Consider the following 26,864-nt stretch of genomic DNA (forward strand, 5'->3'; position numbering starts at 1 on the left):
TAACCGGCCTCCTGACCCGCGGGGCCTAGGCGTTGCCCGCGGCCTGCATGGGACCCGGCCAGGGCTCGGCATCGAGCTGAAAGCGCAATTCCTGGTATTCGCCATCGACCGCCACCGAGCGCAGCAGCCCCGCGCCCAGGGCCTGCCCCAAAGCGCGGCGGCACAGGGTCTCGGGGTCATCCGGCAGGGACTGGAACACCCCATCTGGAATGCGCAGCCGCAACAACGCCCGGGGATCGCCCTGCTCGGCAGGCCGGCCGATATGGATGTGGGCGGGATAGCCGTGCGGGCACCAGATGCCCACGTGATACTTGCCTTCGGTGCCGGTATCGGCGACGTAGCCGGGATGATCGTATTTTGCCGTGCCCATGGACCCTCCTCGTGTGCGCGGCGGACGCGCGCGCTTGAGCCATGGTAGCGCAGCGCCCGGCCCCTGTGCGGCCGGCGCCCCCCGGGAAACTCCGGACTGGAACGATGGCTTGATGCAAGGCAAGCGCGGGACGAAAAAAAACCGCGACGAGCGTCGCGGTTTTTTCTGCTGGGCGGGCGGCGGGCCTGGATTGCGGACCGCGCCGGGCGCCGATGCTGCTTGAATCTGGTTGCGGGGGCAGGATTTGAACCTACGACCTTCGGGTTATGAGCCCGACGAGCTGCCAGACTGCTCCACCCCGCGTCTGATGTGTGAATCATACATCATTTTGAAATGTTGTGCAGCGCACCGAGGCGATTCGGCGGATTATTTTTGCCCACAAGGCGCCGCAGGCAGCGGGCGAAGGCCAAGATCCACGCCTTTGCGCCGGGGGCTTGCAGGCAGATCAGTTGCGCCTTCCCGAGCGCCGTCACGGTCAGCGTCCCCCGCTCCGGAAGGAAGAAGCTCTCGCCCGCATGCAGGCGCGTGGGCGGCGGCAAATACGTGCCTGGCGGCAGTTCCGAGCGGTAGGCGGGCTCGGCCACCAGCACGCGGCCGCTGACGCAGATGACCGTTGCGCCGCCCCGCAGGCGCAGCTGGCGGCTGGCGCCGGACGGGAGATCGAAACGTTGCGAATGCGGGTCGGGTGCGGGAAAAAGGGCCATGGTCATCTCCAATCTGATGCCCACAGTCTGCGCCCGCCCTGCTTTGCGCAACAGCCACACAATTTGCCTTTCTGTACCGATGCAGGCTATCAGTTTTGGCACTGTTATGGTGTACTTTGCGGAAATCTGTGCCTACCTCAACCTACCCTCGGGGAGCATGATCGGCGCATGGACCCGCAACCGCTATATCTACGCCTGGCGAACCACTACCGGCGCGCCATCCAGACCGGGGTCCTGGCCCCGGCGCAGCGCATGCCGTCGGTGCGCACCCTGGTACGCACCCACCATGTCAGCCTTTCGACCGCGCTGCAGGCCTGCCGGCTGCTCGAAGACGATGGCCTGATCGAGGCCCGCCCCCGCTCAGGCTATTTCGTCCTCAAGCCGCGCCGCAACAGTATCCCGCCGGTCAACGAGCCGGACATCCGCCAGGCGCTGGGCACCGCCCAGTATGTCGGCATCCATGACCGCGTGTCGGACTTCGTGGCGAAGTGCGAAGCCCACCCCGTCAGCGCCAACTTCGCGCTGGCCGCCGCGGTGCCGCAAGCGTATCCGATGGAGGAACTCAAGCAGGCCATGATCCGCACCCTGCGGCAGTCGCCGCAAGTGCTGGTCAGCCCGGTGCCGCCGCAAGGCCATCCGCTGTTGCGCACGGTGCTGGCGCGGCGCGCCCTGGCCAACGGCATCAATGCCACGCCCGACGACGTCATCGTCACGCACGGCTGCATCGAGGCCCTCAACCTGGCGCTGCGCGCGGTGGCGCGTCCGGGCGACACCATCGCGGTCGAATCCCCCACCTACTTCGGCCTGCTGCAGATCCTGGAAAGCCTGGGCATGCGCGCGCTGGAAATCCCCACCAGTCCGCAACACGGCCTGTCCATCGAGGCACTGGACCTGGCCTTCCAGACCCACGGCAACATCCGCGCGGTGGTGGTGGTGCCCAACTTCCAGAATCCGCTGGGCTGCGTCATGCCCGACGCCGAAAAGGCCCGCCTGGTGGCCCTGTGCGAGCGCCAGCAGGTGCCCCTGATCGAAGACGACACCTACGGCGCCCTGAACGATGACGACACGCCGCTGGCGGCAGCCAAGTCCTGGGATCCGACTGGCAATGTCATCTATTGCTCGTCGCTGCACAAGACGCTCGCGCCGGGCATGCGGCTGGGCTGGTTGCTGGGCGGGCGCTGGAAAGCGCGCATCGCCATGCTGAAGTTCGCGCAGAGCCGGCCCAACGAACCGCTGGCGCAAATGGCGGTGGCCGAATACCTCGGCTCGCGCGCGTACGACCGGCACCTGACACGGCTGCGCCGACAACTGAAAATGCAGCGCGACCAGACCGCCGAAGTCATCGCCGCGCATTTCCCGCGCGGCACGCGCCTGAGCATGCCCACGGGCGGCATGCTGCTGTGGGTGGAGATGCCGGATGGCCGTTCCGGGCTGGAGGTATTCGAGGCCGCGCTGCGGCAGGGCATCCGCGTGGCGCCCGGCGCCATGTTCTCGAACAGCACGCGCTACAACCATTTCCTGCGCATCAGTTGCGGCCAGCGCCACACACCAGAGATCGCGCGGGCGCTGGCCACGCTGGCGCGCATCGTCGCGGAGCGCCAGCCATGAACCCGCAGCTGCACCAGTTCATCGTCGACTACGGCCTGTGGGCCGTGCTGGGCGGCACGCTGCTCGAAGGCGAAAGCGTGGTGGTGCTGGCGGGATTCCTGTCGCACCAACGCCTGCTGCATCTGCCTTATGTAATGCTGTGCGCGTTCGCCGGTTCGTTCATCGCCGACCAGGGCCTGTTCTACCTGGGCCGGCGCTACCGCGAACACCGCTACGTCCAGCGGATCCGCGCCCAGCCGGCGTTCGGCAAGGCATTGGCGGCGATCGACCGCTATCCGCACGGATTCATCCTGGCGCTACGCTTCCTGTATGGCCTGCGCACGGTGGGGCCGGTGGCGCTGGGCGTATCGCAGGTTTCGCCCATGCGCTTCCTGGCGCTCAACGCCATCGCCGCGGCCATCTGGGCGGTGTGTTTCAGCCTGGTGGGCTATCTGTTCGGACAGACCATCGAGTCCCTGCTCGGCCGCCTTCACGGCGTGGAAACGAAGCTGGCGGTGGCCGTAGCGATCGGCCTGGCGGTCTGGCTGGCCTATTGGCTGTATGCGCGGCGGCGTCGCTGACGCGACGACTTGCGTCAGAACACCAGCTTGCCGCTGGCCCGCAGCACGTGGCGGCGGCGGGCCGCGCGATACAGCCGGCCGATGAAGGGCAGCAGGGCCAGCCGCCGCAGGACGGGGTGGCGCTGGTCGAAGTCGTGCCAGGCCTTGAAGCCATGGCCCAGGCGTTCCCAGCTCTGGCGCGCCTCGGGAGAAAGTTTGCCGGGGTCGAAGGCCGCCAGCTTTGCCGCTTCCGAAACGCGGGCCACCAGGCCACGGTTCCGGTTTTCCAATGGATACTGATTCCGCATGGGGCGGCATATTACCCGGCTTGCGTGACCTCTGCCGCTTCCCGTCGCGGGGGCGGCCAGGCGCGGTTTTGGGGCTGCCTTTGAGCGCGCTTTGCAAGCCATTGTAAATAAAGGAAAAAGGCTTTCTATGCCCGCGCTATCCCAAGGCTTGTCCACAGAAGTTGTGGGTAACTCCGGGCGTCACCCGCGCCTACTTCAGTGCCGCCACGATCTGGTCGCGCACGCTTTCGAAGCCCGCCACGTATTGCGGGTTCTCGGAACGGGCGAGCAGGCTGGAGTAGTTCTGTTCCAGCTGCGCCTCGATGGCTTCGCGCAGGCCCGGCGAGGCCTTGGCCAGATGCAGCATCGTCAGCAGCGCCGAATTGAGCGCGTCGATACGGCCGCCCTGGTGCGAGATGGTGTGCACGATGACGGCGATTTGTTCCTGGGTGTCCATGGGTATGCCTCCTGGCGATAAAGTCGGCGCAAATCCTAGCACGGGCACGACGGGCCGCTGGGCAAGACCAGGCGCGCGCGCTAGCATGACGCGTAGCGCGGCGCGCCGACGGCGCGTGGCGCAACTGGAGCGCGCCCATGAAGACGATCGACAATTATGTGCCTCCCGACGCGGCCTCGCTGCGGCGCCTGCAGGAGCGGCTGGGCTACAGCGATGCGCAGATGGCCGAACTGGCCGGGCTGGACGAGGCGGTGTCCTGGTCCAGCTACATTGGCGGCCCGGAACCCCGCGCGCTCGGACGCCAGCGCCTCTTGGCCATGGCGGCCCGCCTGACCCTGGACGAACCGGCCTGGCAGGGCGTGCTGGCGGCCATGCGCGAGGCCGGCGCGCGCTTCGACTATGGCGCGCCCGACGCCGCCGCCCCGGCGCCCTCCCCGATCCCGGCGCCGGAGCAGGAAACCAAATTCGGCATGCTGCTGGTCAGCGACCGCGGCGCGTTCCACGAAATGGAGCAACTGCGCGAGTTCGCCCACCACGTGCATGAATCCGGCGCCAGCGACCTGGTGCGCACGGCGCGCTACGACAGCGGCGCCGACCTGTGCCGCTTCACGTTGGCGCCGCCACGCCCGGAAGACGCCGCGCGCCGCGACCGGGTCTTCGACGCGGCGTCGAAAACCATCACCCGCTTCGCCTTCGATGGCCGCGTCTATCGCGACGGCCTGCCGCCCGAATCCGACGGTTGACGCGCCGATTGACGCGCGCCGCGTCGCCCCTGTATGGTCGGGCGCATGAACGAACGCCTAGACGCCATTGACCGGCAACTGCTCAGCCTGCTGCAGGCCAACGCCCGCGAACCCGCCGCCATTCTGGCCCGCAAGCTCGGGCTGGCGCGCACCACCGTGGTGGCGCGCATCGCCCGGCTGGAACGCGAAAGCATCGTGGCCGGCTACGGCGTGCGCCTGGGACGCCTGCTGGAAGAGGCCGCGGTGCGCGCCTATTGCTTCATCAGCGTGCTGCCGAAGACGCCGGCGGCGGTGATCCGCGAATTGGAAAAGATGCCCGAAGTCGAAGAGGTCTCGTCGGTCAGCGGCCCCTATGACTACCTGATCTTCCTGCGCTGCGAAACCCATGAGCAACTGGACGCATTGCTCGACCGCATCGGCCTGATCGATGGCGTCAAGCAGACGCAGACCTCCATCGTGCTCAGCCGCAAGGTCGACCGCCGCAGAGCCGTCGGCGCGCCCTGACCCTGCCGCCGCCCTCGGCCTGGCCGCCCTCCCGATGCCGTGACGCGCGCCCGATGCGGGCGGCATAATGTTGTAATGTGATTTGTCGCCTTCTACGGATCCACCATGCTCGCTCGCCTTGCCCTCGCCTCCGCCTTGCTCGCCATCCTGGCCGCCTGCTCCAGCATGAGCGAAGTGACGCCTACCGGCAAGAATTCCTACAGCGTCACGTACAGCTCGGGCACGCAGCTGCTGACCTGGGTCGAAATCAAGAACCAGGCACTGCAGCGCGCCGATCAGTACTGCCAGTCGATCGGCCGCAAGCTGCAAAAGCCCACGGTCACCTCCAACCATGCCACGGGCCTGGGCTCCAAGCGCGCCACCGTCACGTTCGAGTGCGGCGAGATCGAACCGCCGAAGAACACCAGGCAGTAAACCGGGAACCTATCGTGAACACCCCTGCGCCCGTGGGCATCACCATGGGGGATGCCGCCGGCATTGGCCCCGAAATCGTCGTCAAGGCCTGCGCCCAGGGCCTGAATGCCCCTTGCGTGGTGTATGGCGATGCGGGCGCGTTGCGGCGCGCCGCGGCCGCGCTGGGCGCGCGCCTGGAGATCCGCGAGATCGCCAACGTCGGCCAGGCCAGCGGCGATGCCGGCCGTATCGAGGTGGTGGCCTGTGGTCCCGCCCTGCCGCCCGACCTGCCCCACGGCAAGGTCAGCGCGGCCGCCGGACGCGCCGCCTACGACTACGTCTGCGCCGCCATCGACGACGCCCAGGCCGGCCGCATCCGCGCCATCGTCACGGCGCCGCTGAACAAGCAGTCGATGCACGAGGCCGGCATCGACTACCCCGGCCACACCGAGATCCTGGCGGAACGCTCGGGCACCGACGACTTCGCCATGATGCTCGCCAACGACGAACTGCGCGTGCTGCTGGTGACCATTCACGTCGCGCTGGCGGACGTCATGGCGCGCATCACGCCGGAGGCCGAACTGACCGCCATGCGCCTGGCCGACCGCGCCTGCCGCCAGATGGGGATCGCCCGGCCGCGCGTCGCGGTGGCCGGCCTGAACCCGCATGCCGGCGAAGGCGGCAAGTTCGGCCGCGAGGACCTCGACATCATCGCGCCGGCCATCCGTCAGGCACGCGACGAAGGCATCGATGCCAGCGGTCCGTGGCCCGGCGACACAGTCTTCATGCGGGCCCGCCGCGGCGAGTTCGACATCGTGGTGGCCCAATACCACGACCAGGGCCTGATCCCGGTGAAGTACCTAGGCGTGGACCACGGCGTCAACGTCACCGTCGGCCTGCCGTTCGTGCGCACCAGCGTCGACCACGGCACCGCCTTCGACATCGCCGGCAAGGGCGTGGCCGACCCGGCCTCGCTGATCGCCGCCTTCGACCTGGCCCTGGCCATGACGCCCTGATCCCCCGGCGGGGCCGGCAGGCGGACACCCGCCACGGCCCGCCGGCGGGCCGCATGCGCCCGGGGTCTACAATACGCCCCGATTCCGGCGCCCTGGCGCGCCGCCGCTTTCCGTCATTGCCCCTACCCCCTTCATGTCACGCCTCGTCCGTCTCCTGCCCGACCGCTTCACCCTCTACCTGATCTGCACCGTCATCATCGCCAGCATCGTGCCCGCCCATGGCCAGGGCGTGGTGGTGTTCGGCTGGATCACCAACATTGCCGTGGGCCTGCTGTTCTTCCTGCATGGCGCCCGCCTGTCGCGCGAGGCCATCATCGCCGGCCTGACGCACTGGAAGCTGCACCTCACGATCTTCTCGGCCACCTTCCTGATGTTCCCGCTGCTGGGCCTGGCGCTCAAGCCGGTGCTGGAGCCGCTGGTCACGCCCGAGCTCTACCTCGGCATCCTGTTCCTGTGCTGCCTGCCGGCCACGGTGCAGTCGGCCATCGCCTTCACCTCGATGGCGCGCGGCAACGTGCCGGCGGCGGTCTGCAGCGCCTCGGCCTCGAGCCTGCTGGGCATTTTCCTGACGCCGCTGCTGGTTGGCACGGTCGTCGCCAACGCCGGCAGCGCGCCGATTTCGTTCGACGCGGTCGGCAAGATCATGCTGCAGTTGCTGTTGCCGTTCGTGCTGGGTCAGTTCGCGCGTCGCTGGATCGGCGCCTGGGTGCACAAGCGCAAGGCGATGCTGAAATTCGTCGACCAGGGTTCGATCCTGCTGGTGGTCTACACCGCGTTCTCGGAAGCCATCAACGAGGGCCTGTGGCGCTCCACGCCGATCCCGGCGCTGCTGGGCCTGGTGGCGTGCTGCGCCGTCATCCTGGCGCTGGCGCTGGGCCTGTCGGCGCTGGCCGGCAGGATGTTCGGCTTCAACCTGCCCGACCGCATCACGCTGCTGTTCTGCGGCTCCAAGAAGAGCCTGGCCAGCGGCATTCCGATGGCCCAGGTGCTGTTCGCGGGCCACGCGGTGGGCGCCATCGTGCTGCCGCTGATGCTGTTCCACCAGATCCAGCTGATGGTCTGCGGCGTGCTGGCCGCGCGCTACGGCAAGCGGCCCGAAACGGAAGAATGATTCCGCCACGCCAGCATGAAAAAGCCGCGCCCTCGGGCGCGGCTTTTTTTTGGCAGGGCGGTTGCGCACGCTCAATACATGTCGCGCGGCTGCGCGCCGGAGAAGTTCAGGAAGCGCGTGCTCGAACCCTGGAAGGTCAGGCGCACCGTGCCGATGGGGCCGTTACGCTGCTTGCCAATGATGATCTCGGCGGTGCCCTTGTCCGGCGAATCCGGGTTGTAGACCTCGTCGCGGTAGATGAACAGGATCACGTCGGCATCCTGTTCAATGGCGCCCGACTCGCGCAGGTCGCTCATCACGGGACGCTTGTTGGGACGCTGCTCCAGGCTGCGGTTCAGCTGCGACAGCGCGATCAGCGGACAGTTCAGCTCCTTGGCCAGGCCCTTGAGCGAACGGCTGATTTCCGACACTTCGGTGGCGCGGTTCTCGCCCGAACCGTTGCCGGACATCAGCTGCAGGTAGTCGATGATGATCAGGCCGAGCTGGCCACACTGGCGCGCAAGGCGCCGGGCGCGGGCGCGCACTTCCATCGGGCTAAGCGCGGGCGATTCATCGATGTAGACCTGCGCGTCCTGCATCAGTTGCACCGCGTGGGTCACGCGCGGCCAGTCTTCGGCGATCAGCTTGCCGGTCCGCATGCGGTGCTGGTCGAGCAGGCCGACCGAACCCAGCATACGCATGGCCAGCTGCACCGCGCCCATTTCCATCGAGAACACCGCCACCGGCAGGCCCTCTTCGATGGCGACGTGTTCGCCAATGTTCATCGAGAACGAGGTCTTGCCCATGGACGGGCGGCCGGCCACGATGATCAGGTCGCCGCCCTGCATGCCCGAGGTCATCTTGTCGAGATCGGTGAAGCCGGTGGGCACGCCGGTCACATCGGAAGTGCTTTCGCGGTGGTAGAGCTCGTCGATGCGTTCCACCACCTGCGTCAGCAGCGGCTGGATTTCCTGGAAGCCGGCGGCGCCGCGCGCGCCTTCCTGGGCGATCTGGAACACCTTGGACTCGGCCTCGTCCAGCAGTTGGCGCGCTTCCTTGCCCTGCGGGTTCATGGCGGCCGAGGAAATCTCGTCGGCGATCGACACCAGCTTGCGCAGCATGGCGCGCTCGCGCACGATCTCGCCATAGCGGCGGATGTTCGCGGCGGACGGCGTGTTGTGCGCCAGCGCGTTCAGATACGCCAGGCCGCCAGCGTCTTCGGCCTTGCCGGCGCTGACCAGCGATTCGTGCACGGTGATGACGTCGGCCGGCCGCGCCAGACCGATGAGCCGGGCGATGTGGTGCCAGATGAGCCGGTGGTCGTGGCGGTAGAAGTCTTCCTCGACCAGCACGTCGGCGATACGGTCCCAGGCTGCGTTGTCCAGCAGCAGGCCGCCCAGCACCGACTGCTCCGCCTCAATGGAATGGGGAGGAACGCGCAGGTATTCGAGCTGGGAATCGGCAGGTGTGTTCATGGCTTCAATAATAACGGCTGCAGGATATCCGCGACGCGGAAGAAACCCTGCACATCGCGCGACGGCAGGCGGCCCAGCAGGGGCCGCAGCGGCGTGGCGATGAAGGAAAGCACCCGGGTCAGGCGGCGCAGGCGGGCCTTGACCTCGGGGTCGGGATTGCATTCGAAATAGACATCCAGCGCCAGTTTACCCAGCGCTCGGCCCACGTCGTCGGGCAATTTACGCAACGACACCAGCGAGGCCAGCATCTGGAACAGATCATAGGCCTGGGCCAGCGGCCGCGACAGCGTGGAACCGATGTTCTCTTCGAAATCGATGCGCCACAGCTCGCCGTCCTGCAGGGTGATATTGCGAATCTGCGCGCCGCCATGCCACAACCCGCGGGCGTGGAAGGCGGCCAGGTCGGTCGCGGCGGCGCGCGTCAGCCACAGGCGCGAGGTGGTGTCTTCATTGCGGATCAGGTCGGCCAGGTCTTCGCCAACGAACTCCAGCACCAGAAGCCCCTCTTCCTGCCACCAGACCTCGGGCACGCGACAGCCGGCCTGCAGCAACTGCTTCAGGCGCCGGGCCTCGTGTTCCAGGCCGTTGCGCAGCAGGATGCCGGGCCGCGGGAATTCGCCCAGGAACAGCTTGCACCCCAGTCCAAGAAACAGTGCGCGCGCATAGCGCAACACATAGCTCACACCACTGGCCAGGCTCGGACGCCGGCGCTTGATGATGCAGCGCACCCCGTCGATGGTCACATCGCGCACCGACGGCTCGCGCTCGGCATCCACGCTGTCGAGCCAGGCGCGCAATCCGGGGGGGGCATTGTGATGGACGGGCGGCGGGGTCAAGAGGTCCTCGGACGAAACAGCGTGGGAGACAAGCGTGCAGCCCGCAAGACTACACGTAAATGGCGGCGGGTAAAGCGAGGAGAAACAAGGCGCAAAGAAAAAAAGCCGGCGCGCGGGCCGGCTTTTTTTCTACCGCGGGGTCAGGCTTACGACAGTTCGCCTTCGACCAGCACCGTGACGTCGACGACGACGTCAGCATGCAGGGCGACCTGGATCGGGAACTCGCCGATGGCCTTGAGCTGGCCATTGGGCATGCGCACCTGGGCCTTTTCGATGCCTTCGAAACCGGCCTTCTTCAGACCTTCGGCGATGTCGGCGTTGGTCACCGAGCCGAACAGACGGCCGTCGACGCCAGCCTTCTGGACGATCTTCAGCTGGTAGCCGTTGACGCGCTCACCCAGGGCCTGGGCGGCGGCCAGCTTCTCGGCCTGGATCTTTTCCAGTTCGGCGCGGCGGGCTTCGAATTCCTTCAGGGCGGCGTCGGTTGCGCGACGGGCCTTCTTCTGGGGGATCAGGAAGTTGCGGGCGTAGCCATCACGCACGCGAACGACTTCGCCGAGGTTACCCAGGTTGACGACTTTTTCGAGCAGAATAACTTGCATTTCAGTGCCCCGGATTAGTTGTGGTTGTCGGTGTAAGGCAACAGGGCCAGGAAGCGCGCGCGCTTGATGGCGGTGTCCAGCTGGCGCTGGTAGATTGCCTTGGTGCCGGTCAGGCGAGCCGGGATGATCTTGCCGTTTTCTTGCACGAAGTCGCGCAGGGTGTCCAGATCCTTGTAGTCGATCTCTTCGACGCCGGCGGCGGTGAAGCGGCAGAACTTACGACGCTTGAAGAGCGGGTTCTGCTGCGTGAATTTGCGTTTTTCCTTGCGTTTTCCGAAGAAAGCCATGATATGTGCCTCTATGTTTGAGGGGACCGGGTCTGCCTTGATCGGGCCCGACTCCCCGTAACCTATCCGTATTCAGAAGGCGCTCGCGCGCCCGTTGCCCTTCCCTGTCAAGCCACCAGCGGATCGCGTCCTGCGCTGCCGCTGATCCTGCGCGCCTGCTGCAGATGCAGCTTGAACTTCACCGAGTCCTTGCGCACGGGGGCCAGAAACCCCTGCACCTGCAATTCGGACCCCAGCGCCGTTCCTTGCAACAGCAACGCCAGATCGCCCAGTGCCACGGCCGAGATCGTCAGTTCGACACGGCGCGGATGGCCGGCTTCGATGACCTCGGATTCGTGCGCCAGCACCATTTCCAGGGCTGGCAGACCGGCGGGAGTGTGGCGCAAAGGCTCGCATTCGAGAACGCGGGCGCTGAGTTCCAGCTTGTTCATCCTGCCAGGCACCAAGGGGACTTCATGGGATGGGCTCTGCCTGAGCCCTGCTTACTCGGCCTGAGCCGCGACAGCTTCCGCCGAAGCCTTGCGGGCTTCTTCGCGCTCGACCGACTTCATCATGATCGAGGGAGCGGTCTGGGCCTTCTTGGTCTTGATGACCAGGTGGCGCAGCACGGCGTCGTTGTAGCGGAACGAGTGTTCCAGCTCATCCAGCGTGGCTTGGCCGCACTCGATGTTCAGGCAGACGTAGTGAGCCTTGACGAGCTTCTGGATCGGGTAGGCCAGTTGACGGCGGCCCCAGTCTTCCAGGCGGTGCACCGAGCCGCCTTGGCCCGTGACCAGCGCTTGGTAACGCTCGACCATGGCGGGCACTTGCTCGCTTTGGTCGGGGTGAACGATAAACACCACTTCGTAGTGACGCATGAGTAAAACTCCTTGAGGATGTCTTGCCTGCCGCTCGCCCGACACCGTCATCAGTCCGCGCACGCATCGCGTTCGCGGTCAGTTCCGGCTTTCCAGTGCTTTCTCTATCACTGGTCTTTTTCTTCGAGGCGTATGGCTTGCAAGGGGCAGCCCGCTGCCCAAAAAACATGGGCGGTCGAGCAAGAAAGCTCTCGATTATCGCCGATCGGGCTGCTGGGCGCAAGCCAGCGGCGTTCAGGAAATCGGGGACGCGTTATTCGCCCCTGCCGGGCGCGGCATATCGGCCACGCCGATCTCCCGGGGCCGGCTGACCACGCTGACCATCACGTAGCTGATGATCATGAGCAGGAACCACGAGCCCAGCTTGTTGATCGACACCAGCTCCCAGCCTTGCGACTGGTTGGGATAGCGCCAGGCGTTGGCAAAGGTGCCGATGTTCTCGGCAAACCAGATGAACAGCGCCACCAGCACGAAGCCCAGCAGCAACGGCATGCGGCGGTAGTCGCGCCAGATGCGGAAATAGACCCAGGTGCGGGCGAACAGCAGCGCCGTCAGGCCGAACAGCGCCAGCCTGAAATCGACAATGAAATGGTGCGCGAAGAAGTTCACGTAGATCAGCACCGACAGCGCCACGGTGGCGGCCAGCGGCGGATGGGCCCGGAAGCGGAAGTCGAACAGGCGCCAGACCCGCGCCAGGTAGCTGCCGACCGCGGCGTACATGAAGCCGGTGAAGAGCGGCACGCCGCCGATGCGCAGCACGCTCGCCTCGGGGTAGATCCAGGAGCCGGCCGCTGTCTTGAACAGTTCCATGCCGGTGCCGACCACATGGAACATCAGGATGACCTTGGCCTCGTCCCAGGTTTCCATGCGCAGGGCCAGCAGCGCGGCCTGGATCGCCAGCGCCGCCAGCGTCAGGAAGTCGTAGCGCGCCAGCCAGGCGTCCTTGGGATACCACCAGTGCGTGCCCAGCAGCAGCGCGCACATCAGGCCACCGAACAGACAGGCCCAACCCTGCTTCACGCCGAAACGGAAGAACTCATAGAGCGCGAGGCCCAAACGACCGCGGCCGGCCAGGTGATCGGCCAGCCGCGCTTCCCATCCCGCCAGTCGCGCAATGAGCGGCCAGTCGCTGGCCGCCGGATGCCGCACGGAGGACTCAGCCTTCCACCACGGCGTAGGCCGAGTGGTTGTGGATCGATTCGAAGTTCTCGGCCTCGACGCGGTAGCGGGCGATGCCGGGGTGCGCGTTCAGGCGGGCCGCCACGTCGCGCACCAGGTCTTCGACGAACTTGGGGTTGTCGTAGGCGCGTTCGGTGACGTACTTCTCGTCGGGGCGCTTGAGCAGGCCCCAGAGCTCACACGAGCCTTCGTCTTCGATAAGGCGGATGACGCCATCCATGCTGATGTCCGACTCCAGGATGGCCGAGACCGTCACGTGCGAACGCTGGTTGTGCGCGCCGTATTCGGAGATGGCCTTGGAACACGGGCACAGGCTGGTCACCGGCACCTGCACCACCAGTTCGAACTCGACCTGGTCGCCCTGGGCGCGGGCGATCCACTGCACTTCGTAGTCCAGCAGGCTCTGCACGCCGGAGATCGGCGCCGACTTGTTGATGAAGTACGGGAAGGCCGCGGTGATGTCGCCGCGCTCGGCGTGCAGCAACGGCAGCATGTCGGCCGCCATGGCGCGGAACAGCGTCGGCGTCATGGGGGTGCTGCGGTACTTTTCCAGCAGCGCCACGAAGCGGGACATATGCGTCCCCTTTTCTTCGGGGGGCAGCGCCACCGTCAGGGTCCAGTTGGCCACGGTGCCCTGGGGCGAACCGTCGGCGTTCTCGATGAGCATGGGGTGGCGCACGCCACGGATGCCCACGCGCTGGATCGGGATGTGCCGCGTGTCCGTCGAGCTCTGGACGTCGGGCATCACGATGGCGGGGTCGATCGGAGAATTCATTTCGGCTTACCAGTCTGGGCGACGAGCGTGGCGTAAACACGCAGACCCAGGAATCTTTAGGAGGGGGCCATTATCGCCCAAAGTCCCGCCAGCGCCAGGGAAAACCCTTTCATTCGTAGGCCGGCGGGGCCGGAACACACTGTTTCGCCACACGGACCAAACCGGCGGGCCGGTCCGTGGGTGCGCGCAATCAGGCCAGCAGCGTGGCGTAGCGCGTCCGGATCGATTGCTCGATACCGGCAACGTCCAGGCCGATCCCGGCCAGCAGCGCCAGCTGATCGCCGTGGTCGATGAACTCGTCGGGAAAGCCCAGTTGCAGCACCGGAATCGAGACGCCTTCGGCGGCCAGCACCTCCAGCACCGCGCTGCCAGCGCCGCCCATGATGGCGGCGTCCTCGATCGTCACCAGCGCGTCGTGGCGGCTGGCCAGATCCAGGATCAGCGCGCGGTCGATCGGCTTGACGAAGCGCATGTCGGCCACGGTGGCGTCCAGCTTTTCGGCCGCCGCCAGCGCCGGCTGCAGCAGCGTGCCGAAGCCGAGGATGGCGATCTTGCGGCCTTCGCGCCGCACCACGCCGCGGCCCAGCTCGACCGTATCCAGGCCGGCCGTTTCCGGCGCGCCGCAGCCCGCGCCGCGCGGATAGCGCACCGAGGCCGGGCCGGGATACTGATAACAGGTGGACAGCAGCAGGCGGGTTTCGTTTTCGTCCGAGGGGGTAGCCACCACCATGTTCGGCACGCAGCGCAGGAACGCGGTGTCGTAGTTGCCGGCGTGGGTCGCGCCGTCGGCGCCGACGATGCCGGCGCGGTCGAGCGCGAAGGTGACGTCCAGGTTCTGCAGCGCCACGTCGTGGATCAGTTGGTCGTAGCCGCGCTGCAGGAAGGTCGAGTAGATCGCCAGCACCGGCTTCTGCCCCTCGCAGGCGATGCCGCCGGCGAACGTCACGGCGTGCTGTTCGGCAATGCCGACGTCGAAGTAGCGCTGCGGGAAGCGCTTCTCGAATTCGACCAGGCCGCTACCCTCGCGCATCGCCGGGGTGACGGCAACCAGCCGCGAATCCTGCTCGCCCATCTCGCACAGCCAGTCGCTGAACACCTGGGTGAAGGTGCGCTTGCCCGGCGCCTTCGATTGCTGGATGCCGACGGCGGGATCGAACTTGCCCGGCCCGTGGTACAGCACCGGATCGGCCTCGGCCAGCTTGTAGCCCTGCCCTTTCTTGGTGACCACGTGCAGGAACTGCAAGCCTTGCAGCGCCTTCAGGTTCTGCAGCGTCGGCACCAGCGCGTCGAGGTCGTGGCCGTCGATCGGGCCGACGTAGTTGAAGCCGAACTCCTCGAACAGCGTGGCCGGCGTGACCATGCCCTTGGCGTGTTCCTCGAAGCGGCGCGCCAGTTCCAGCACCGGCGGCACGTGCTGCAGCACGGCGCGGCCGACGTTCTTGGCGGCGGCGTAGAAGCGGCCCGACATCAGGCGCGCCAGGTAGCGGTTCAGCGCCCCCACCGGCGGCGAGATCGACATGTCGTTGTCGTTCAGGATCACCAGCAGGTTGATGTTGGCGGTGACGCCGGCGTTGTTCATGGCTTCGAAGGCCATGCCGGCGGACATCGCGCCGTCGCCGATCACGGCGATGTGCTGGCGCTGCACGCCGGCGTTGCGCGAAGCCACCGCCATGCCCAGCGCGGCCGAGATCGACGTGGACGAATGCGCGGTGCCGAAGGCGTCGTATTCGGATTCGCTACGCTTGGGAAAGCCCGAGATGCCGCCCAGCTGGCGCAGCTTGGCCATGCCGGCGCGGCGTCCGGTCAGGATCTTGTGCGGATAGGACTGGTGGCCCACGTCCCAGACGATGCGGTCATGCGGCGTATCGAAGACCTGGTGCAGCGCCAGCGTCAGTTCCACCGTGCCCAGGTTCGACGACAGGTGGCCGCCGGTCTTGGAGACCGACTCCAGGACGAAGCCGCGCAACTCGTCGGCCAGCCGCTTGAGCTCGCGACGATCCAGGCGCTTGAGGTCTGCCGGGGATTGGATGCGGTCCAGTAATTCAGTCGTCATGCTTGTATGGGGTTCGTATGCCCGGCCTGCGGCCAGCCCGGACGGGTCACGGTCAGCGGTCTCGGAGGACGATGAAATCCGCCAGTTCGGCCAGGCGCTTGCCGGCGTCGCCCAGTGGCTCGAGCGCGGCCAGCGCGGCTTCGCGCAGCTCGCCGGCGAACGCGCGCGCTTCGTCCAGGCCCAGCAGCGAAACGTAGGTCGGCTTGTTTTCGGCCGCGTCCTTGCCCGGCGTCTTGCCCAGGCTGGCGGAATCGGCGGTCACGTCGAGGATGTCGTCCACCACCTGGAACGCCAGGCCCATGGCCTGGGCGTAGATGTCCAGGGCCTGGCGCGAGGCCGAGCTGGCGCCGGCGACGATGCCGCCCAGCGCCACGCTGCAGGCCAGCATGGCGCCGGTCTTCATGCTGTGCATCTGCTGCAGTTCGTCGCGCGAGAGCCGGTGGCCGACGCTGAGCAGGTCGATGGCCTGGCCGCCGGCCATGCCCTGGCTGCCCGCCGCGCGCGCCAGCGACTGCGTCGCCTGCACGATCAGCGCCGGAGCAATCGGCATGGAGGCCAGCAGCTCGAAGGCGAGCGGTTGCAGCGCGTCGCCGGCCAGCATGGCGGTGGCTTCGTCGAATTGCACGTGGGTGGTGGGGCGGCCGCGGCGCAGGACGTCGTCGTCCATGCAGGGCAGGTCGTCATGCACCAGCGAGTAGGCGTGGATCAGTTCCACCGCCGCCGCGGCGCGGTCCAGCGAGGCCTCGACAGCCAGCACGCTGCCGCTGACCGGGCAGGCCTGGCCGGCGGCGTAGACCAGCGCGGCCCGTACCCGCTTGCCGCCGCCGAGCACGGCGTAGCGCATGGCTTCATGCAGGCGGGCGGGCACGGCGTCGGCGGCCGGCAGGAGGTCGTCGAGCACGTCTTCGACATGTCGCACGCGGCCCTGCAGCCACTCCGGGAAAGCGAGTTGTATTTGCTTCATCCGATTCTTATTCGTCATCCAGCGCCGCCGGGTCCAGCGGGCGCAGCAAGTCGCCTTCGAGGACCTTGACCTGCTGTTCGGCCTGCGCCAAGCGTTCCTGGCAGACGCGCGTCAACGCCACGCCGCGGCGATAGGCGGCCAGCGACTGCTCCAGCGGCAGCGAACCGTCTTCCATGGCCGCGACCAGCGATTCCAGTTCGGCCAGGGCCGTTTCGAAATCCTGGGGCAAGGGACGGTCGTCGGTCTGCGGATCGGCTTGTGAAGGTTTGGCCAAACGGGCCTCCGGGGGCACTAGGGGTGGATCAATCCGTGAATTGTACGAGATACCAAGGCCGCGCCCCGATGCGCCGCCACGCTCAGGCAGAGGCGCCCGCCAGTCCCGCAATGGCGGCCCGCAGCGCCGGGGCCACCTGGCCGCGCAGCGCGGATTCCGGCAACAGCGCCTCCGGCCCGCCGCAACTCATGACGAAGACGCCCTCGCCCGTCACGGAGGCGAACGGCACGGCCACCGCGTTGATGCCCGATTGCCATTCGCCGATGGCGAAGCAGCAGCCGGTATCGACCAATTCGGCGCGGGCGCGCTCGATCGCGGCCGCGGCCGGCGCGGCCGGCCCCAACCGTTCCAGCACGTCGGCGCAGGCGGCGGCTGGCAGGCTGGCGAGGTAGGCGCGGCCCATGGCGCTGTCGAGGCTGGCGCGGTAGCCCACCGGCAGGCGCAGGTACAGGGCGGAAGAACCGTGGATGGCCTCGACGTAGGTCATCGCATCGCCATCGAACGCGCCCAGCGCCACCGCGCCCCCGGTTTCGCGCGCAAGATCGGTCATCGACGCCTTGGCCAGCTCGCGCACCTCCAGCCCGGCCAGCAGGCCGAACCCGAGCGCCAGCACGCCGTAGCCGGGCGAGTACTTGCCGGTGTCCGGGTGATAGCGCAGATAGCCCAGCTCGGTCAGCGTGTACGTGATGCGGCTGATGGTGGGCTTGGGCAGGCCGGTCAGGCGCGCCAAGTCCAAATTGCCCAGCGCCGCCACGCCCGGCCGGAAGCAGCGCAGCACTTCCAGGCCGCGCGCCAGCGCGGTGATGAAGTCCGGCGACACCGGGCCCTCGCCCACGGCGCCGGCGCGCTTGCGGCGCGCGGGCGCGCTCAGCGCCAGCTTCTGGTCGGGCTTGGCGGCGGGATGGGGGATGCGCTTGGGGTCAGAAAAAGATTGCATTTCTATTCGCTTCGTTTTTATAGTTTATTCCGAATAACAAAACTAAATTCCAATTAACGGAATTTAATGCATCCATGGAGACCTGGCAAGCCTGCGCCGTCCCGCCCCCAAGCGGACCGGCCGGGCCGAGCCGGGCCCGACCAACCACTCATGCACGCGATTTCAAGGGGAAAACATGATTCGCAAGCGCTACACATTCCTGGCGGGTTTGCTGCTCAGCGTCGCCGCGCTGGGCGCCCAGGCCGATACTTACCCGTCCCGCCCGATCAAGGTGATCTCGCCGTTCCCGGCGGGCGGCGCCACCGACGTGCTGACCCGCGTCCTGGCCGAGCGCATGGCCAAGACGTTGGGCCAGCCCATGATTGTCGAGAACAAGGCGGGCGCCGGCACCTCGATCGGCGCCGCCTTCGTCTCGCGCGAGGCGCCGGACGGCTACACCATACTCATGGCCACCAACTCCACCCTGGTGACCAACCGCTATCTGTATAAGGAACTGCCCTACGACCCAGACGGCTTCGCGCCGATCGGCATGGTCGGCGTGGGCCCGCTGGTGCTGCTGTCCAGCCCCAAGCGTCCGTTCAACAGCACCGCCGATGTCGTCGCCTTCGCCAAGCAGAATCCGGGCAAGCTGACCTTCGCCACTTTCGGCGCCGGCACGTCGTCGCACCTGGCGGGCGAACTGTTCAAGGAGCGCGCCGGCATCGACATCCTGCACGTGCCGTTCAAGGGCGCGACCCAGGCCCTGCCGGCGTTGATCAGCGGCGACGTGGACCTGTTCTTCGACATGGTCGCCACCGGCATGCCGCAGGCCGAGGCCGGCAAGGTCAAGGTATTCGGCATCACCAGCCCCAACCGCCTGGCCACCGAATCGAAACTGCCGACCCTGGCCGAGCAGGGCTACGCAGGCTTCGACATGACGGCCTGGTTCAGCTTTGTCGCGCCGAAAGGCACGCCGGCCCCGGCGCTGGAAAAGCTGCAGGCGGCCCTGGCCGATACGCTCAAGGACGACGCCGTGAAAAAACGCATGCTGGAAATGGGCATCGACCCGCGTTCCGGCAGCCCGGCGGAACTGGCGCAACAGATCAAGAACGAGCAGCCCATCGTGTCGCAACTGATCAAACAGGCCAATATCGTCCTGCAATGACGGCGGCCGCCGTTTCGTGACAAAAGGTTCACGGACCCGCATCGTCCGCGAGCCGGCGCGCCCGGCGCCCTTGACCGGCAGCGCCCGCCCGGGCCTGTCGGTTTTTCATGCGCCCCCTAACCCCTGGATACAGTACCGGCGCCGCATCGGCTGCTAAGGTGAAAAGCGAGGACGGGCCGTCGCGCCCTCCCCGCTTCACTCGTCTCCGGGAGTCCGATGCCATTGACCGATGACCGCTACGCCCGACTGGATGCCGCCCGCTGGCTCGCCGCCGCGGCGGTGGTGCTGCTGCATAGCGCCGCCCTGATCGTCAGCGAACCAGCGGCGTTCGGCAAGGGCGCCTGGCTGGCCGCCAATATCTATGATTCGGCGGCGCGCTGGTGCGTGCCCGTGTTCGTGATGGTCAGCGGCGCCCTGCTGCTCGACCCCGCCAGACCGCAGGACGCGCGCCGCTTCTACAGCAAGCGGGCCGCGCGGATCCTGACGCCGCTGGTGTTCTGGAGCCTGTTCTACCTGGCCTGGCGCACCGGCTTGGACTGGTGGGACGACGGCCATGTCGATTTTTCCTTCTGGCCGCGCAAGGTCGCCCAGGGCGAGCCCTACTACCATCTCTGGTACCTCTACATGATTGTGGGGCTGTACCTGTTCGCGCCGCTGGTGCGGCTGCTGTATGCGCGCAGCACGCCGCGCTCGCGTTCGCTGTGGGTGGTGGGCATCCTGGGCCTGGCGATCCTCGATGCGCTCTATCGCCGCGCCCTCGGCGCGCAGCCGGGTTTCTTCCTGACCTGGTTCCTGCCCTATCTGGGCTATTTCGTGGCCGGCCGCCAGATCTTCGATGGCGAACTACGTGTGCCGCGTCCGGCCCTGGTGCTGGCCGCGAGCGTGGCAGCCACGGCCCTGGGTGTGTACACCATGTCCAGCAACCGGACGCTGGACACCTATTTCTACGATTACTTCAGCCTGACCGTGCCATTCATGTCGCTGGCGGCGTTCCAGTGCATCGTCTCGTCGCCCCGGCTGCCGCGGCTGGCATCGCTGGCCCCGCTGACCTTCGGGGTCTACCTGATCCATCCGGTGTTCCTGGATGTGGCGCACCGCGCCGGCGCCATCAGCGGCGCGGGTCGCGACGCCTGGGTCGTGCCTTTGCTGACCCTGGCGGTGTTTGCCTTGTCCGCCGCCAGCAGTTGGCTGTTGCGGCGCCATCCCGCCACCCGCAAGCTGGTCTGAAAAACCTACGCCGCGCAAGGTTATTCGGGTTTTGCGCGGGGTCAAATCAACACGGCCGGATCTTCACTAAGCTTCACCGATCTTCACGGGCGTGGGGAAAAGGGTTGGGGTACAATGGACGGCTTACTTGATCGGCCAGACACCGATTTTTCTTCGCGCCAGAACGGATTTGCGGATTTGGCCACCGCCCCTTGCAAACCGTGTTTGCAAAACCGCGAAAGCGGCCGGGGACGTGGCAATGTTCAAGCCGTCCTGGCTTTTTAACGCCGGGCCGCCCCAGAAAGAGGCCCCCATTTGAGGGCAGTCAGCCCACCTGGTACGTAGTACACAGTGGGCGCGGCGTTGGGGGAAATATTCATCCGAGCGGAGGGAATCATGACCGACATCGGTCGGATGGCACATGTTGTGCCAGCTCGCACCCAGCTACCCGTCAGTGCTTACTTTGACGAAGCCCTCTTTGCCCGCGAGCAAGAACTCATTTTCAAGCAATCCTCGCTGTACGTCGGCCACCAGAAGCTGGTGCCCGAAGTCGGGGATTGGCGCACCTTGGCCCAGGAAAATGGAGGGCGCGTGCTGGTTCGCAACCAGCAGGGCGTTGACCTCATCTCAAATGTCTGCCGCCACCGCCAGGCATTGATGCTGGGCGGCCAAGCCGGCGACGTCACCGGCCATTGCAATTCGCACGGCAGCCTCAAGGCCACCGGCGGCAACATCGTCTGCCCGCTGCACCGCTGGACCTACAACAACCGGGGCGAGCTGCTGGGCGCGCCGCAGTTCGACACCACGCCGTGCATGAACCTGCAGAAGTTCCGTCTGCGTGATTGCCACGGCCTGCTGTTCGAAGGCCCGCGCGACCCGGCCGCCGACATGGCGCCGCTGTTCGCGCGCCCGGAGTTCGACTTCGGCGATTACGTGCTGGACCACGTCGAAGTGCACCAGTGCAACTACAACTGGAAGACCTTCATCGAGGTGTATCTGGAGGACTACCACGTCGGCCCGTTCCACCCCGGCCTGGGCCGCTTCGTCACCTGCGACGACCTGACCTGGGAGTTCAACGACTGGTACAGCCTGCAGAAGGTCGGCGTGCACAACGCGCTGGCCCAGCCGGGTTCGGACGTGTACAGGCAATGGCATGATCGCCTGCTGTCGTTCCGCGACGGCGATGCGCCGGATTTCGGCGCCGTCTGGGTCACGTATTTTCCGACCCACATGATCGAGCTGTATCCGCACGTGCTGGTGCTGTCGACGTTGTACCCGAAGAGCCCGCAGGAAACGGTCAACGTGGTCGAGTTCTACTACCCCGAGGAAATCGCCGCCTTTGAGCGCGAGTTCGTCGAGGCGCAGCGCGCGGCCTACATGGAAACGGCGATCGAGGACGACGAGATCGCCGAGCGCATGGACGCCGGCCGCAAGGCGCTGATGCTGCGCGGCGTGAACGAGACCGGTCCTTACCAGTCGCCCATGGAAGACGGCATGCAGCACTTCCATGAGTGGTACCGCCGTATCATGCAGGAGCGGCTCTGAGGACACGCTCCGCCAACGCAAAAGGGCTCGCGATCGCGAGCCCTTTCTTTTTGCCGGGGCGGCTGCTCAGCGGCCGAGGGCGGCGGCGACGGTGCGCTCCCCGATCGCCAGTCCGACCGTCATGCCCACGCCCGAATGCATCACCGCCACCGTGGTGGCGGCATCCACCGGCATCACGGAGAACGGCGCGGGGCCGTGCGTGCCATAGACGCCCTGCCAGCGCTCCAGCACCCGCAGCCGCGCCCCCAGCGCCTGCGACGCCAGGTCCAGCATGGCGTTGTCGACCGCCTCGTCGTTGAACGGGAAGGCATCCTGGCCGTAGCGGTGCGAGTCGCCGATGATCAGCTCGCCATAAGGCGTGGGGCTGATCAGCAGGTGGATGCCGTTTTCCAGCAGCATCGGCGTGCGCGCATGGATCTGCGCGCGCAGCGCCAGCGCCGACGGCAGGTCGGAGAAGGCGCCGTAGTGCACGCAGGACAGGCCAGTCAATAGCGGGCGGTCCAGCGCCATCGGACGCGTCTCGAAGGCCGCGCGCAGCATCTGCAGGCGCGTCACCTCCAGGTTCAGCGGCGCGAACTGTTCGGGCAGCAGCGTCAGGTAGTCATGGCCGGGACACACGAAGACGTGCGCACCGGCGAAGTCGCCCGCGGTGGTCGCGACCTGCCCTTGCTCGACGGCGCGCGCCAGGGTGCCGGTGACGAATTCGACGCCCAGCGAATCGGCCAGGTAGCGCGTGATGGCCGGCAAGGCCTCGCGCGAGTAGATCTGCAGGTCGTCCAGCCCGCGCAGCGCGGCGCAGTGGTGCGCCAGCTGGCCGTCATACAGCTTTGCCACCTCACGGCCCGACAGCAGCTCGGCGCGATAGCCTTCCTGTTGCAGGCGGGTCCGGGCGAATTCGTCCAGCACGTCGGCCTCGCCAGCGTCGCGCGCCAACACCAGCGCGCCGTTGGCTCGCACATGGAAGCCGGCCTGGGATGCCAGGTCCAGCCACAGCTCGCGCGCCTGCTGGGCGTGCGACAGCATCATGCCGGGAGCCTGGCCGGTGACGATCACCTGACCGAAATTGCGGATGGTCGCGCCATGCGCCTGGCGGCTGCGTTCGATCACGGCCACCGACAGGCCGCGCTTGGCGGCGGCCCAGGCGTGGGCGATGCCCAGCATGCCGGCGCCGACCACGACTACGTCGAATTTTTTCATTTGGAAAACGAGGCAAAGAGGTTGCGCGGGAAGCGCCCGCCCGGGCGCTTCCCCTGCCGCGGCGGCGTGGCCGCCGCGTTGGCCCGATTACTTCTTCTTGGGCTCGGACTTGCCGTCGTAGCGGCGGGTCCACTCGGCGATGATGCGATCGCGGTTGGTGGCGGCCCAGACGAAGTCGTTCTTGATCATGCGCTTGGTCAGGTCGGCCGGCAGGTTGGGGTTGGACGTGGCGATCGAGGGAATCGCCAGCACCGCGAAGTTGGCCTTGTACAGCTCGTTGGCCTCGCGGCTGGCCGAGAAGTCGGCCAGCTTGCGCGCGGCTTCCAGGTTCTTGGTGCCCTTGACGATGGCGGTGGCTTCGACTTCCCAGCCCAGCCCTTCCGACGGGAACACGGCTTCGACCGGCGCGCCGTCGGCCTTGAGCTTGGCGGCGCGGTAGTCAAACGACACGCCGATCGGGAATTCGCCGGCGGCGGCCATGTTGCACGGCTTGGAGCCCGAGTGCGTGTACGAACCGATGTTCTTGTGCAGGGCGTCCATGTAGGCCCAGCCCTTTTCTTCGCCGAAGATCTGCAGCCAGGCGCTGACGTCCAGGAAGCCCGTGCCCGACGAGGCCGGGTTCGGCATGACGATCTTGCCGGCGTAGACCGGCTTGGTCAGGTCTTGCCACGATTCGGGCTTGGGCAGCTTCTGCTTTTCGGCTTCGACGGTGTTAAAGCAGATGGCGGCGGCAAAGCCGTCCATGCCGACCCAGGTGGGCTCGGCCTTGGCATCGCGCATGTTGGCGGCGATCTGGTCCAGGCCCTTGGGGGCGTAGGGCTGCAGCATGCCTTCCTTGTCCATCAGGCCCAGCGAGGTGCCGGCCAGGCCCCAGATCACGTCGGCCTTGGGGTTGCTCTTTTCGGCCAGCAGCTTGGCGGTGATGATGCCGGTGGAGTCGCGCACCCACTGGATCTTGATGTCGGGGTTGGCCTTCTCGAAGGCGGCCTGGTAGGCCTTGATCTGGTCGGCTTCCAGCGCCGTGTAGACGGTCAGCGTGGTCTCGGCGGAAGCGGCGCCGGTGATGCCGGCGAAAGCGGCGGCTAGGGCAAGCAGCGTGAAGCGTTTCATGAGGGTACTCCGTGGGTGAGCGGAAAAAGGGTGAGTCGGGTCGCCGCGGCCGGCCCATGCCCGCCGCGGTGCGTTGCGAAAAAAAGTTGGGTCAGGATCCCGGCGTGGACGGCCTCAGGGTCGCTGCCCCGCCGCCAGGCGGGATTCGATATCGGCAATCACGCCGGGCAGGTCGGCCACGGTGTCGATCAGGTAGTGCGGCGCGGCGCCCGACAATTCACGGCCGGCGCGTTCGCGGGCCGCCTGGCGGCCGTTCTCGTCCAGGCTCAGGTATTCGTCCAGCGTCAGGCCGGCGGCGTTGCCCGACAGCAGCAGGCCGACGGTCCACATGCCGGCGCGGCGGCCTTCCTCGATGCCGGGAGCGGTGTCGTCGACCTTGACGCAGCCGGCCACATCCGCCAGGCCCAGCTCCACCACGTTCTTGAGCGCCATGGCCGGCGCCGGGCGCGCGCGTGGCACGTCGTCGCTGGCGACGATGCAATCGGGTTCGAGGCCTTCGCCGGCGGCGCGCTCGACCACGCGGCGCATCACGCTGCCGGGGTAGCCTGAGCACGAGCCGATCTTCAGGCCGCGCTGGCGCAGCGCGCGCAGCAGCTCGGCCGCGCCGGGAATGGCCGCCGAGTACTGCGCCACTTTGTCCAGCTGCATCGGCAGGAAGCGCTCGTAGATGGCGGTGACGTCGTCGTCGGTCGGCAGGCGGCCGAACCGGGCCTGGTATTGATTGGCAATGGCGGGTTCGTCGCACAGCGCGCGGATGTGGTCCCACTTGCCCACGCCCATCGGGCCGCGGGCCTGCTCCAGCGTGACCTCCATGCCGAACTCGGCGAAGGCGTCGACGAACACCTTGGTCGGGGCAAACGAACCGAAGTCGACCAGCGTGCCGGCCCAATCGAAAATCACCGCTTCCAGGCGGACGGGCAGAGGCGAAACAGTCATGAGGGTCTTCCTTGCAGAATATTCAAATCAAAGAGTCGCGGGCCGGCGCCAGGCCTGGCTGCGCGCCACCAGGGCGCGGCTGGCCAGGTGCAGCAGCAGCGCCGCCACCGCCGAGCTGGCCATGATCACGGTGCACATGGCGGCGGCCGGGCCGATGAAGCCGGCGTCATCCATGTTCAGCACCGCGACGGCGGCCAGTACCGTGGACGGGCTGTACAGGAACACCACGGCCGACACGGTGGTCATGGCGGAAACGAACAGGTAGCGGGCGACGTCCAGCGCGGCCGGCAGGCACATCGGCAGCGTCACGCGCAGGAAGGTGGTCAGGCGCGGCACCTTGAGCGAGGCCGAGGCAGCCTCGAATTCCGGGTCCAGTGCGTTCAGCGCGGTGGCCGCCGTCAGGTGCGCGCTGGTGTAGAAGTGCACCACCGTGCACAGCACCAGCAGCGGCATGGTGCCGTACAGCACATTGAGCGGATTGGCGGCGCCGTTGAAGAAGAAGATGTAGCCCAGGCCCAGCACCAGGCCGGGCACGGCCATCGGCATCAGCGCCAGCATCCCCAGCACGCCGCGCAGGCCGCGCGACGACGCGCTGCGGGCCGGCACCTTTTCCATCATCCAGGCGCCCAGGAACACCACCACCGTGCCGATCAGCGCGGTGCAGAAGGCCAGTTCCAGGCTGTTGCGCCAGGCCAGCCAGCCGCCGCCATCCATGTTGTCGAAGTCGTAAGAACGCAGCGACAGCGACAGGTTGTAGGGCCACATCTTCACGAACGAGGCCCACACCGCCACGCCGATGATGAGCAGCAGGAACCCGGCCATGGCGCCTGCCAGCAGCAGGAAGGCCGTGTCGCGCCGGCGGTTGGCGCCGGCCGCGTAGGGCTGGGCGCGGCCGCTCAGCTGGGCGCCCTGGCGGGCCCGCAGGCGGCGGTCCAGCACGAAGGTCAGCAGCGCCGGCAGCAACAGCAGGATGCCGATGGCGGCGCCCTTGGGGAAGTTCTGCTGGCCGACCACGGCCTTGTAGGCTTCCATCGCCAACACGTTGTAGTCGCCGCCCACCACCTTGGGCACGCCGAAGTCGGTCACCGTCAGCGTGAACACCACGCAGCAGGCCGAGAACACCGCATAGCGCGTGCCGGGCAGGGTCACCGTCACGAAGGTGCGCAACGGCCCGGCGCCCATGGCGCGCGCCGCGTCATAGAGGCGGCCGTCGGCCAGCGTCAGGCCGGTCAGCAGGATCATCAGCGCGTGCGGGAAGGTATAGAACGCCTCGCCCACCACGATGCCCCAGAAGCCATAGATGGTCGCGCCGCCGAACAGGCCTTTCAGCAGGCCCTGGTTGCCCAACAGGTATACCAGCGCGATGCCCGGCAGCAGCGACGGCGCCAGCAGCGGCAGCAGCGCGATGGTGCGCAGCAGGCCCTTGCCCGGAATGCGGCTGCGCGTCAGGGCGTAGGCGAAGGCATAGGCGCATGGCACCACCAGCATCATGGTGACCACGCCCACCGTCAGGCTGCGCCCGACCATGCCGAGGAAACCGTCGGCGCCGATGATGCCCAGCACCACCGACAGGCCGGCCCAGTCGCCATTGGCGTCGGTGACCGACTTGGCCAGGATCGCCACCAGCGGCAGGGCCAGGAACAGCGCCAGGCCCAGCGCCAGGGCGCCCTGCCCGAGCGTCAGCCCGAAGGCGCCGACCCAGGCGGGCAGCGGCCGGCGGCCCAATGACGCAGCAACGGGGGCGACGGACGTGTCGGCGGGCATGGACATGGCGGC

The 26,864-nt window shown here is 67.2% G+C and carries 30 protein-coding genes and 1 tRNA gene; 10 read left to right on the forward strand and 21 right to left on the reverse strand.

Features of this window, described 5'->3' with window-relative positions; translation table 11 throughout:
• Positions 1-25 precede the first annotated feature (25 nt).
• The 3 genes from HV742_RS16690 to HV742_RS16700 all read right to left on the reverse strand — a co-directional run bounded on the left by HV742_RS16690 (position 26) and on the right by HV742_RS16700 (position 1,074).
• Complete coding sequence (locus tag HV742_RS16690) at positions 26-370, reverse strand: hypothetical protein (RefSeq protein ID WP_049072452.1); 345 nt, start codon at positions 368-370, stop codon at positions 26-28.
• Between the two features lie 226 nt (positions 371-596).
• Positions 597-673, reverse strand: a tRNA-Met gene (locus HV742_RS16695).
• Between the two features lie 20 nt (positions 674-693).
• Positions 694-1,074 carry a hypothetical protein gene (locus HV742_RS16700; RefSeq protein WP_175145922.1) on the reverse strand — a complete coding sequence of 127 codons (381 nt, stop codon included), beginning with the start codon at positions 1,072-1,074 and terminating at the stop codon, positions 694-696.
• 168 nt (positions 1,075-1,242) lie between these two features.
• Between HV742_RS16700 and HV742_RS16705 the strand changes: the two genes are divergently transcribed.
• Complete coding sequence (locus tag HV742_RS16705) at positions 1,243-2,682, forward strand: aminotransferase-like domain-containing protein (RefSeq protein ID WP_049072449.1); 1,440 nt, start codon at positions 1,243-1,245, stop codon at positions 2,680-2,682.
• Entirely contained in the window at positions 2,679-3,242 is a 564-nt protein-coding gene (locus tag HV742_RS16710; RefSeq protein ID WP_049072448.1) for a DedA family protein, read from the forward strand. Before HV742_RS16705 ends, HV742_RS16710 begins: the two co-directional genes overlap by 4 nt.
• A 14-nt stretch (positions 3,243-3,256) precedes the next feature.
• Here the strand turns inward: HV742_RS16710 and HV742_RS16715 are convergent, their stop codons facing one another.
• Together HV742_RS16715 and HV742_RS16720 are read right to left on the reverse strand one after the other, a co-directional pair.
• Positions 3,257-3,487, reverse strand: a complete 231-nt coding sequence (locus HV742_RS16715) for a hypothetical protein (protein ID WP_231891642.1) — start codon at positions 3,485-3,487, stop codon at positions 3,257-3,259.
• Positions 3,488-3,719: 232 nt separating this feature from the next.
• Entirely contained in the window at positions 3,720-3,965 is a 246-nt protein-coding gene (locus HV742_RS16720; protein WP_006388378.1) for a hypothetical protein, read from the reverse strand.
• A gap of 137 nt (positions 3,966-4,102) precedes the next feature.
• Between HV742_RS16720 and HV742_RS16725 the strand changes: the two genes are divergently transcribed.
• The 5 genes from HV742_RS16725 (at position 4,103) to HV742_RS16745 (ending at position 7,732) form a co-directional block, all read left to right on the forward strand.
• Complete coding sequence (locus HV742_RS16725) at positions 4,103-4,708, forward strand: hypothetical protein (RefSeq protein WP_175145923.1); 606 nt, start codon at positions 4,103-4,105, stop codon at positions 4,706-4,708.
• Positions 4,709-4,753: 45 nt separating this feature from the next.
• Positions 4,754-5,212 carry an Lrp/AsnC family transcriptional regulator gene (locus HV742_RS16730; protein ID WP_175145924.1) on the forward strand — a complete coding sequence of 153 codons (459 nt, stop codon included), beginning with the start codon at positions 4,754-4,756 and terminating at the stop codon, positions 5,210-5,212.
• Positions 5,213-5,317: 105 nt separating this feature from the next.
• Positions 5,318-5,626: a hypothetical protein gene (locus HV742_RS16735; RefSeq protein WP_068980150.1), complete on the forward strand. Its 309-nt coding sequence runs from the start codon at positions 5,318-5,320 to the stop codon at positions 5,624-5,626.
• A gap of 14 nt (positions 5,627-5,640) precedes the next feature.
• The gene (gene pdxA / locus HV742_RS16740; RefSeq protein WP_082889770.1) at positions 5,641-6,621 is read left to right on the forward strand and encodes a 4-hydroxythreonine-4-phosphate dehydrogenase PdxA; all 981 of its coding nucleotides are present in this window, start codon (positions 5,641-5,643) and stop codon (positions 6,619-6,621) included.
• A 133-nt stretch (positions 6,622-6,754) separates the two neighbouring features.
• Complete coding sequence (locus HV742_RS16745) at positions 6,755-7,732, forward strand: bile acid:sodium symporter family protein (RefSeq protein ID WP_049072445.1); 978 nt, start codon at positions 6,755-6,757, stop codon at positions 7,730-7,732.
• A gap of 71 nt (positions 7,733-7,803) precedes the next feature.
• Here HV742_RS16745 and HV742_RS16750 read toward each other — a convergent pair whose 3' ends face one another.
• From HV742_RS16750 to HV742_RS16805, 12 genes are all read right to left on the reverse strand, one after another.
• Positions 7,804-9,186, reverse strand: coding sequence for a replicative DNA helicase (locus HV742_RS16750; RefSeq protein ID WP_006388372.1), 1,383 nt, complete (start codon positions 9,184-9,186; stop codon positions 7,804-7,806).
• Positions 9,183-10,022: an RIO1 family regulatory kinase/ATPase domain-containing protein gene (locus HV742_RS16755; protein ID WP_049072444.1), complete on the reverse strand. Its 840-nt coding sequence runs from the start codon at positions 10,020-10,022 to the stop codon at positions 9,183-9,185. Before HV742_RS16755 ends, HV742_RS16750 begins: the two co-directional genes overlap by 4 nt.
• 146 nt (positions 10,023-10,168) lie before the next feature.
• Complete coding sequence (gene rplI, locus HV742_RS16760) at positions 10,169-10,624, reverse strand: 50S ribosomal protein L9 (RefSeq protein WP_020924523.1); 456 nt, start codon at positions 10,622-10,624, stop codon at positions 10,169-10,171.
• A 14-nt stretch (positions 10,625-10,638) separates the two neighbouring features.
• A complete protein-coding gene (gene rpsR, locus HV742_RS16765; RefSeq protein ID WP_006218308.1) occupies positions 10,639-10,911 on the reverse strand; it encodes a 30S ribosomal protein S18 in 273 nt (90 codons plus the stop codon).
• Between the two features lie 107 nt (positions 10,912-11,018).
• The gene (gene priB, locus HV742_RS16770; protein ID WP_006388369.1) at positions 11,019-11,342 is read right to left on the reverse strand and encodes a primosomal replication protein N; all 324 of its coding nucleotides are present in this window, start codon (positions 11,340-11,342) and stop codon (positions 11,019-11,021) included.
• A 51-nt stretch (positions 11,343-11,393) separates the two neighbouring features.
• Positions 11,394-11,768 carry a 30S ribosomal protein S6 gene (gene rpsF, locus HV742_RS16775; RefSeq protein ID WP_020924524.1) on the reverse strand — a complete coding sequence of 125 codons (375 nt, stop codon included), beginning with the start codon at positions 11,766-11,768 and terminating at the stop codon, positions 11,394-11,396.
• Positions 11,769-12,002: 234 nt separating this feature from the next.
• Positions 12,003-12,917: a DUF817 domain-containing protein gene (locus tag HV742_RS16780; RefSeq protein WP_175145925.1), complete on the reverse strand. Its 915-nt coding sequence runs from the start codon at positions 12,915-12,917 to the stop codon at positions 12,003-12,005.
• A 7-nt stretch (positions 12,918-12,924) separates the two neighbouring features.
• Complete coding sequence (gene folE2, locus HV742_RS16785; RefSeq protein WP_006388366.1) at positions 12,925-13,722, reverse strand: GTP cyclohydrolase FolE2; 798 nt, start codon at positions 13,720-13,722, stop codon at positions 12,925-12,927.
• A 190-nt stretch (positions 13,723-13,912) separates the two neighbouring features.
• Positions 13,913-15,775 carry a 1-deoxy-D-xylulose-5-phosphate synthase gene (gene dxs / locus HV742_RS16790; RefSeq protein ID WP_175145926.1) on the reverse strand — a complete coding sequence of 621 codons (1,863 nt, stop codon included), beginning with the start codon at positions 15,773-15,775 and terminating at the stop codon, positions 13,913-13,915.
• Positions 15,776-15,827: 52 nt separating this feature from the next.
• On the reverse strand, positions 15,828-16,739 hold the full coding sequence (locus HV742_RS16795; RefSeq protein ID WP_049072440.1) for a polyprenyl synthetase family protein: 912 nt from the start codon (positions 16,737-16,739) through the stop codon (positions 15,828-15,830).
• A gap of 7 nt (positions 16,740-16,746) precedes the next feature.
• Positions 16,747-17,013, reverse strand: coding sequence for an exodeoxyribonuclease VII small subunit (locus tag HV742_RS16800; protein WP_049072439.1), 267 nt, complete (start codon positions 17,011-17,013; stop codon positions 16,747-16,749).
• An 82-nt stretch (positions 17,014-17,095) separates the two neighbouring features.
• Positions 17,096-17,950: an IclR family transcriptional regulator gene (locus HV742_RS16805; protein ID WP_049072438.1), complete on the reverse strand. Its 855-nt coding sequence runs from the start codon at positions 17,948-17,950 to the stop codon at positions 17,096-17,098.
• A 175-nt stretch (positions 17,951-18,125) separates the two neighbouring features.
• On the opposite strand from HV742_RS16805, the gene HV742_RS16810 reads away from it, so the two are divergent.
• From HV742_RS16810 to HV742_RS16820, 3 genes are all read left to right on the forward strand, one after another.
• Entirely contained in the window at positions 18,126-19,094 is a 969-nt protein-coding gene (locus tag HV742_RS16810) for a Bug family tripartite tricarboxylate transporter substrate binding protein (RefSeq protein ID WP_049072437.1), read from the forward strand.
• Positions 19,095-19,310: 216 nt separating this feature from the next.
• Complete coding sequence (locus HV742_RS16815; RefSeq protein ID WP_049072436.1) at positions 19,311-20,321, forward strand: acyltransferase; 1,011 nt, start codon at positions 19,311-19,313, stop codon at positions 20,319-20,321.
• A 375-nt stretch (positions 20,322-20,696) separates the two neighbouring features.
• Positions 20,697-21,845 (forward strand): aromatic ring-hydroxylating oxygenase subunit alpha, encoded by a 1,149-nt coding sequence (locus HV742_RS16820; RefSeq protein ID WP_175145927.1) that lies wholly within the window; start codon positions 20,697-20,699, stop codon positions 21,843-21,845.
• Positions 21,846-21,911: 66 nt separating this feature from the next.
• On the opposite strand, the gene HV742_RS16825 is transcribed toward HV742_RS16820, so the two are convergent.
• The 4 genes from HV742_RS16825 to HV742_RS16840 all read right to left on the reverse strand — a co-directional run bounded on the left by HV742_RS16825 (position 21,912) and on the right by HV742_RS16840 (position 26,858).
• The gene (locus HV742_RS16825) at positions 21,912-23,042 is read right to left on the reverse strand and encodes a TIGR03364 family FAD-dependent oxidoreductase (RefSeq protein ID WP_175145928.1); all 1,131 of its coding nucleotides are present in this window, start codon (positions 23,040-23,042) and stop codon (positions 21,912-21,914) included.
• 87 nt (positions 23,043-23,129) lie between these two features.
• On the reverse strand, positions 23,130-24,152 hold the full coding sequence (locus HV742_RS16830; protein ID WP_059269632.1) for a putative 2-aminoethylphosphonate ABC transporter substrate-binding protein: 1,023 nt from the start codon (positions 24,150-24,152) through the stop codon (positions 23,130-23,132).
• Between the two features lie 114 nt (positions 24,153-24,266).
• Positions 24,267-25,088: a phosphonoacetaldehyde hydrolase gene (phnX, locus tag HV742_RS16835; protein WP_100507349.1), complete on the reverse strand. Its 822-nt coding sequence runs from the start codon at positions 25,086-25,088 to the stop codon at positions 24,267-24,269.
• Between the two features lie 27 nt (positions 25,089-25,115).
• On the reverse strand, positions 25,116-26,858 hold the full coding sequence (locus tag HV742_RS16840) for a putative 2-aminoethylphosphonate ABC transporter permease subunit (RefSeq protein ID WP_437340593.1): 1,743 nt from the start codon (positions 26,856-26,858) through the stop codon (positions 25,116-25,118).
• Between the last annotated feature and the right edge of the window lie 6 nt (positions 26,859-26,864).

It is taken from the genome of Achromobacter ruhlandii (genome assembly GCF_902859695.1).
Classification (GTDB): Bacteria; Pseudomonadota; Gammaproteobacteria; order Burkholderiales; family Burkholderiaceae_B; genus Achromobacter; species Achromobacter ruhlandii.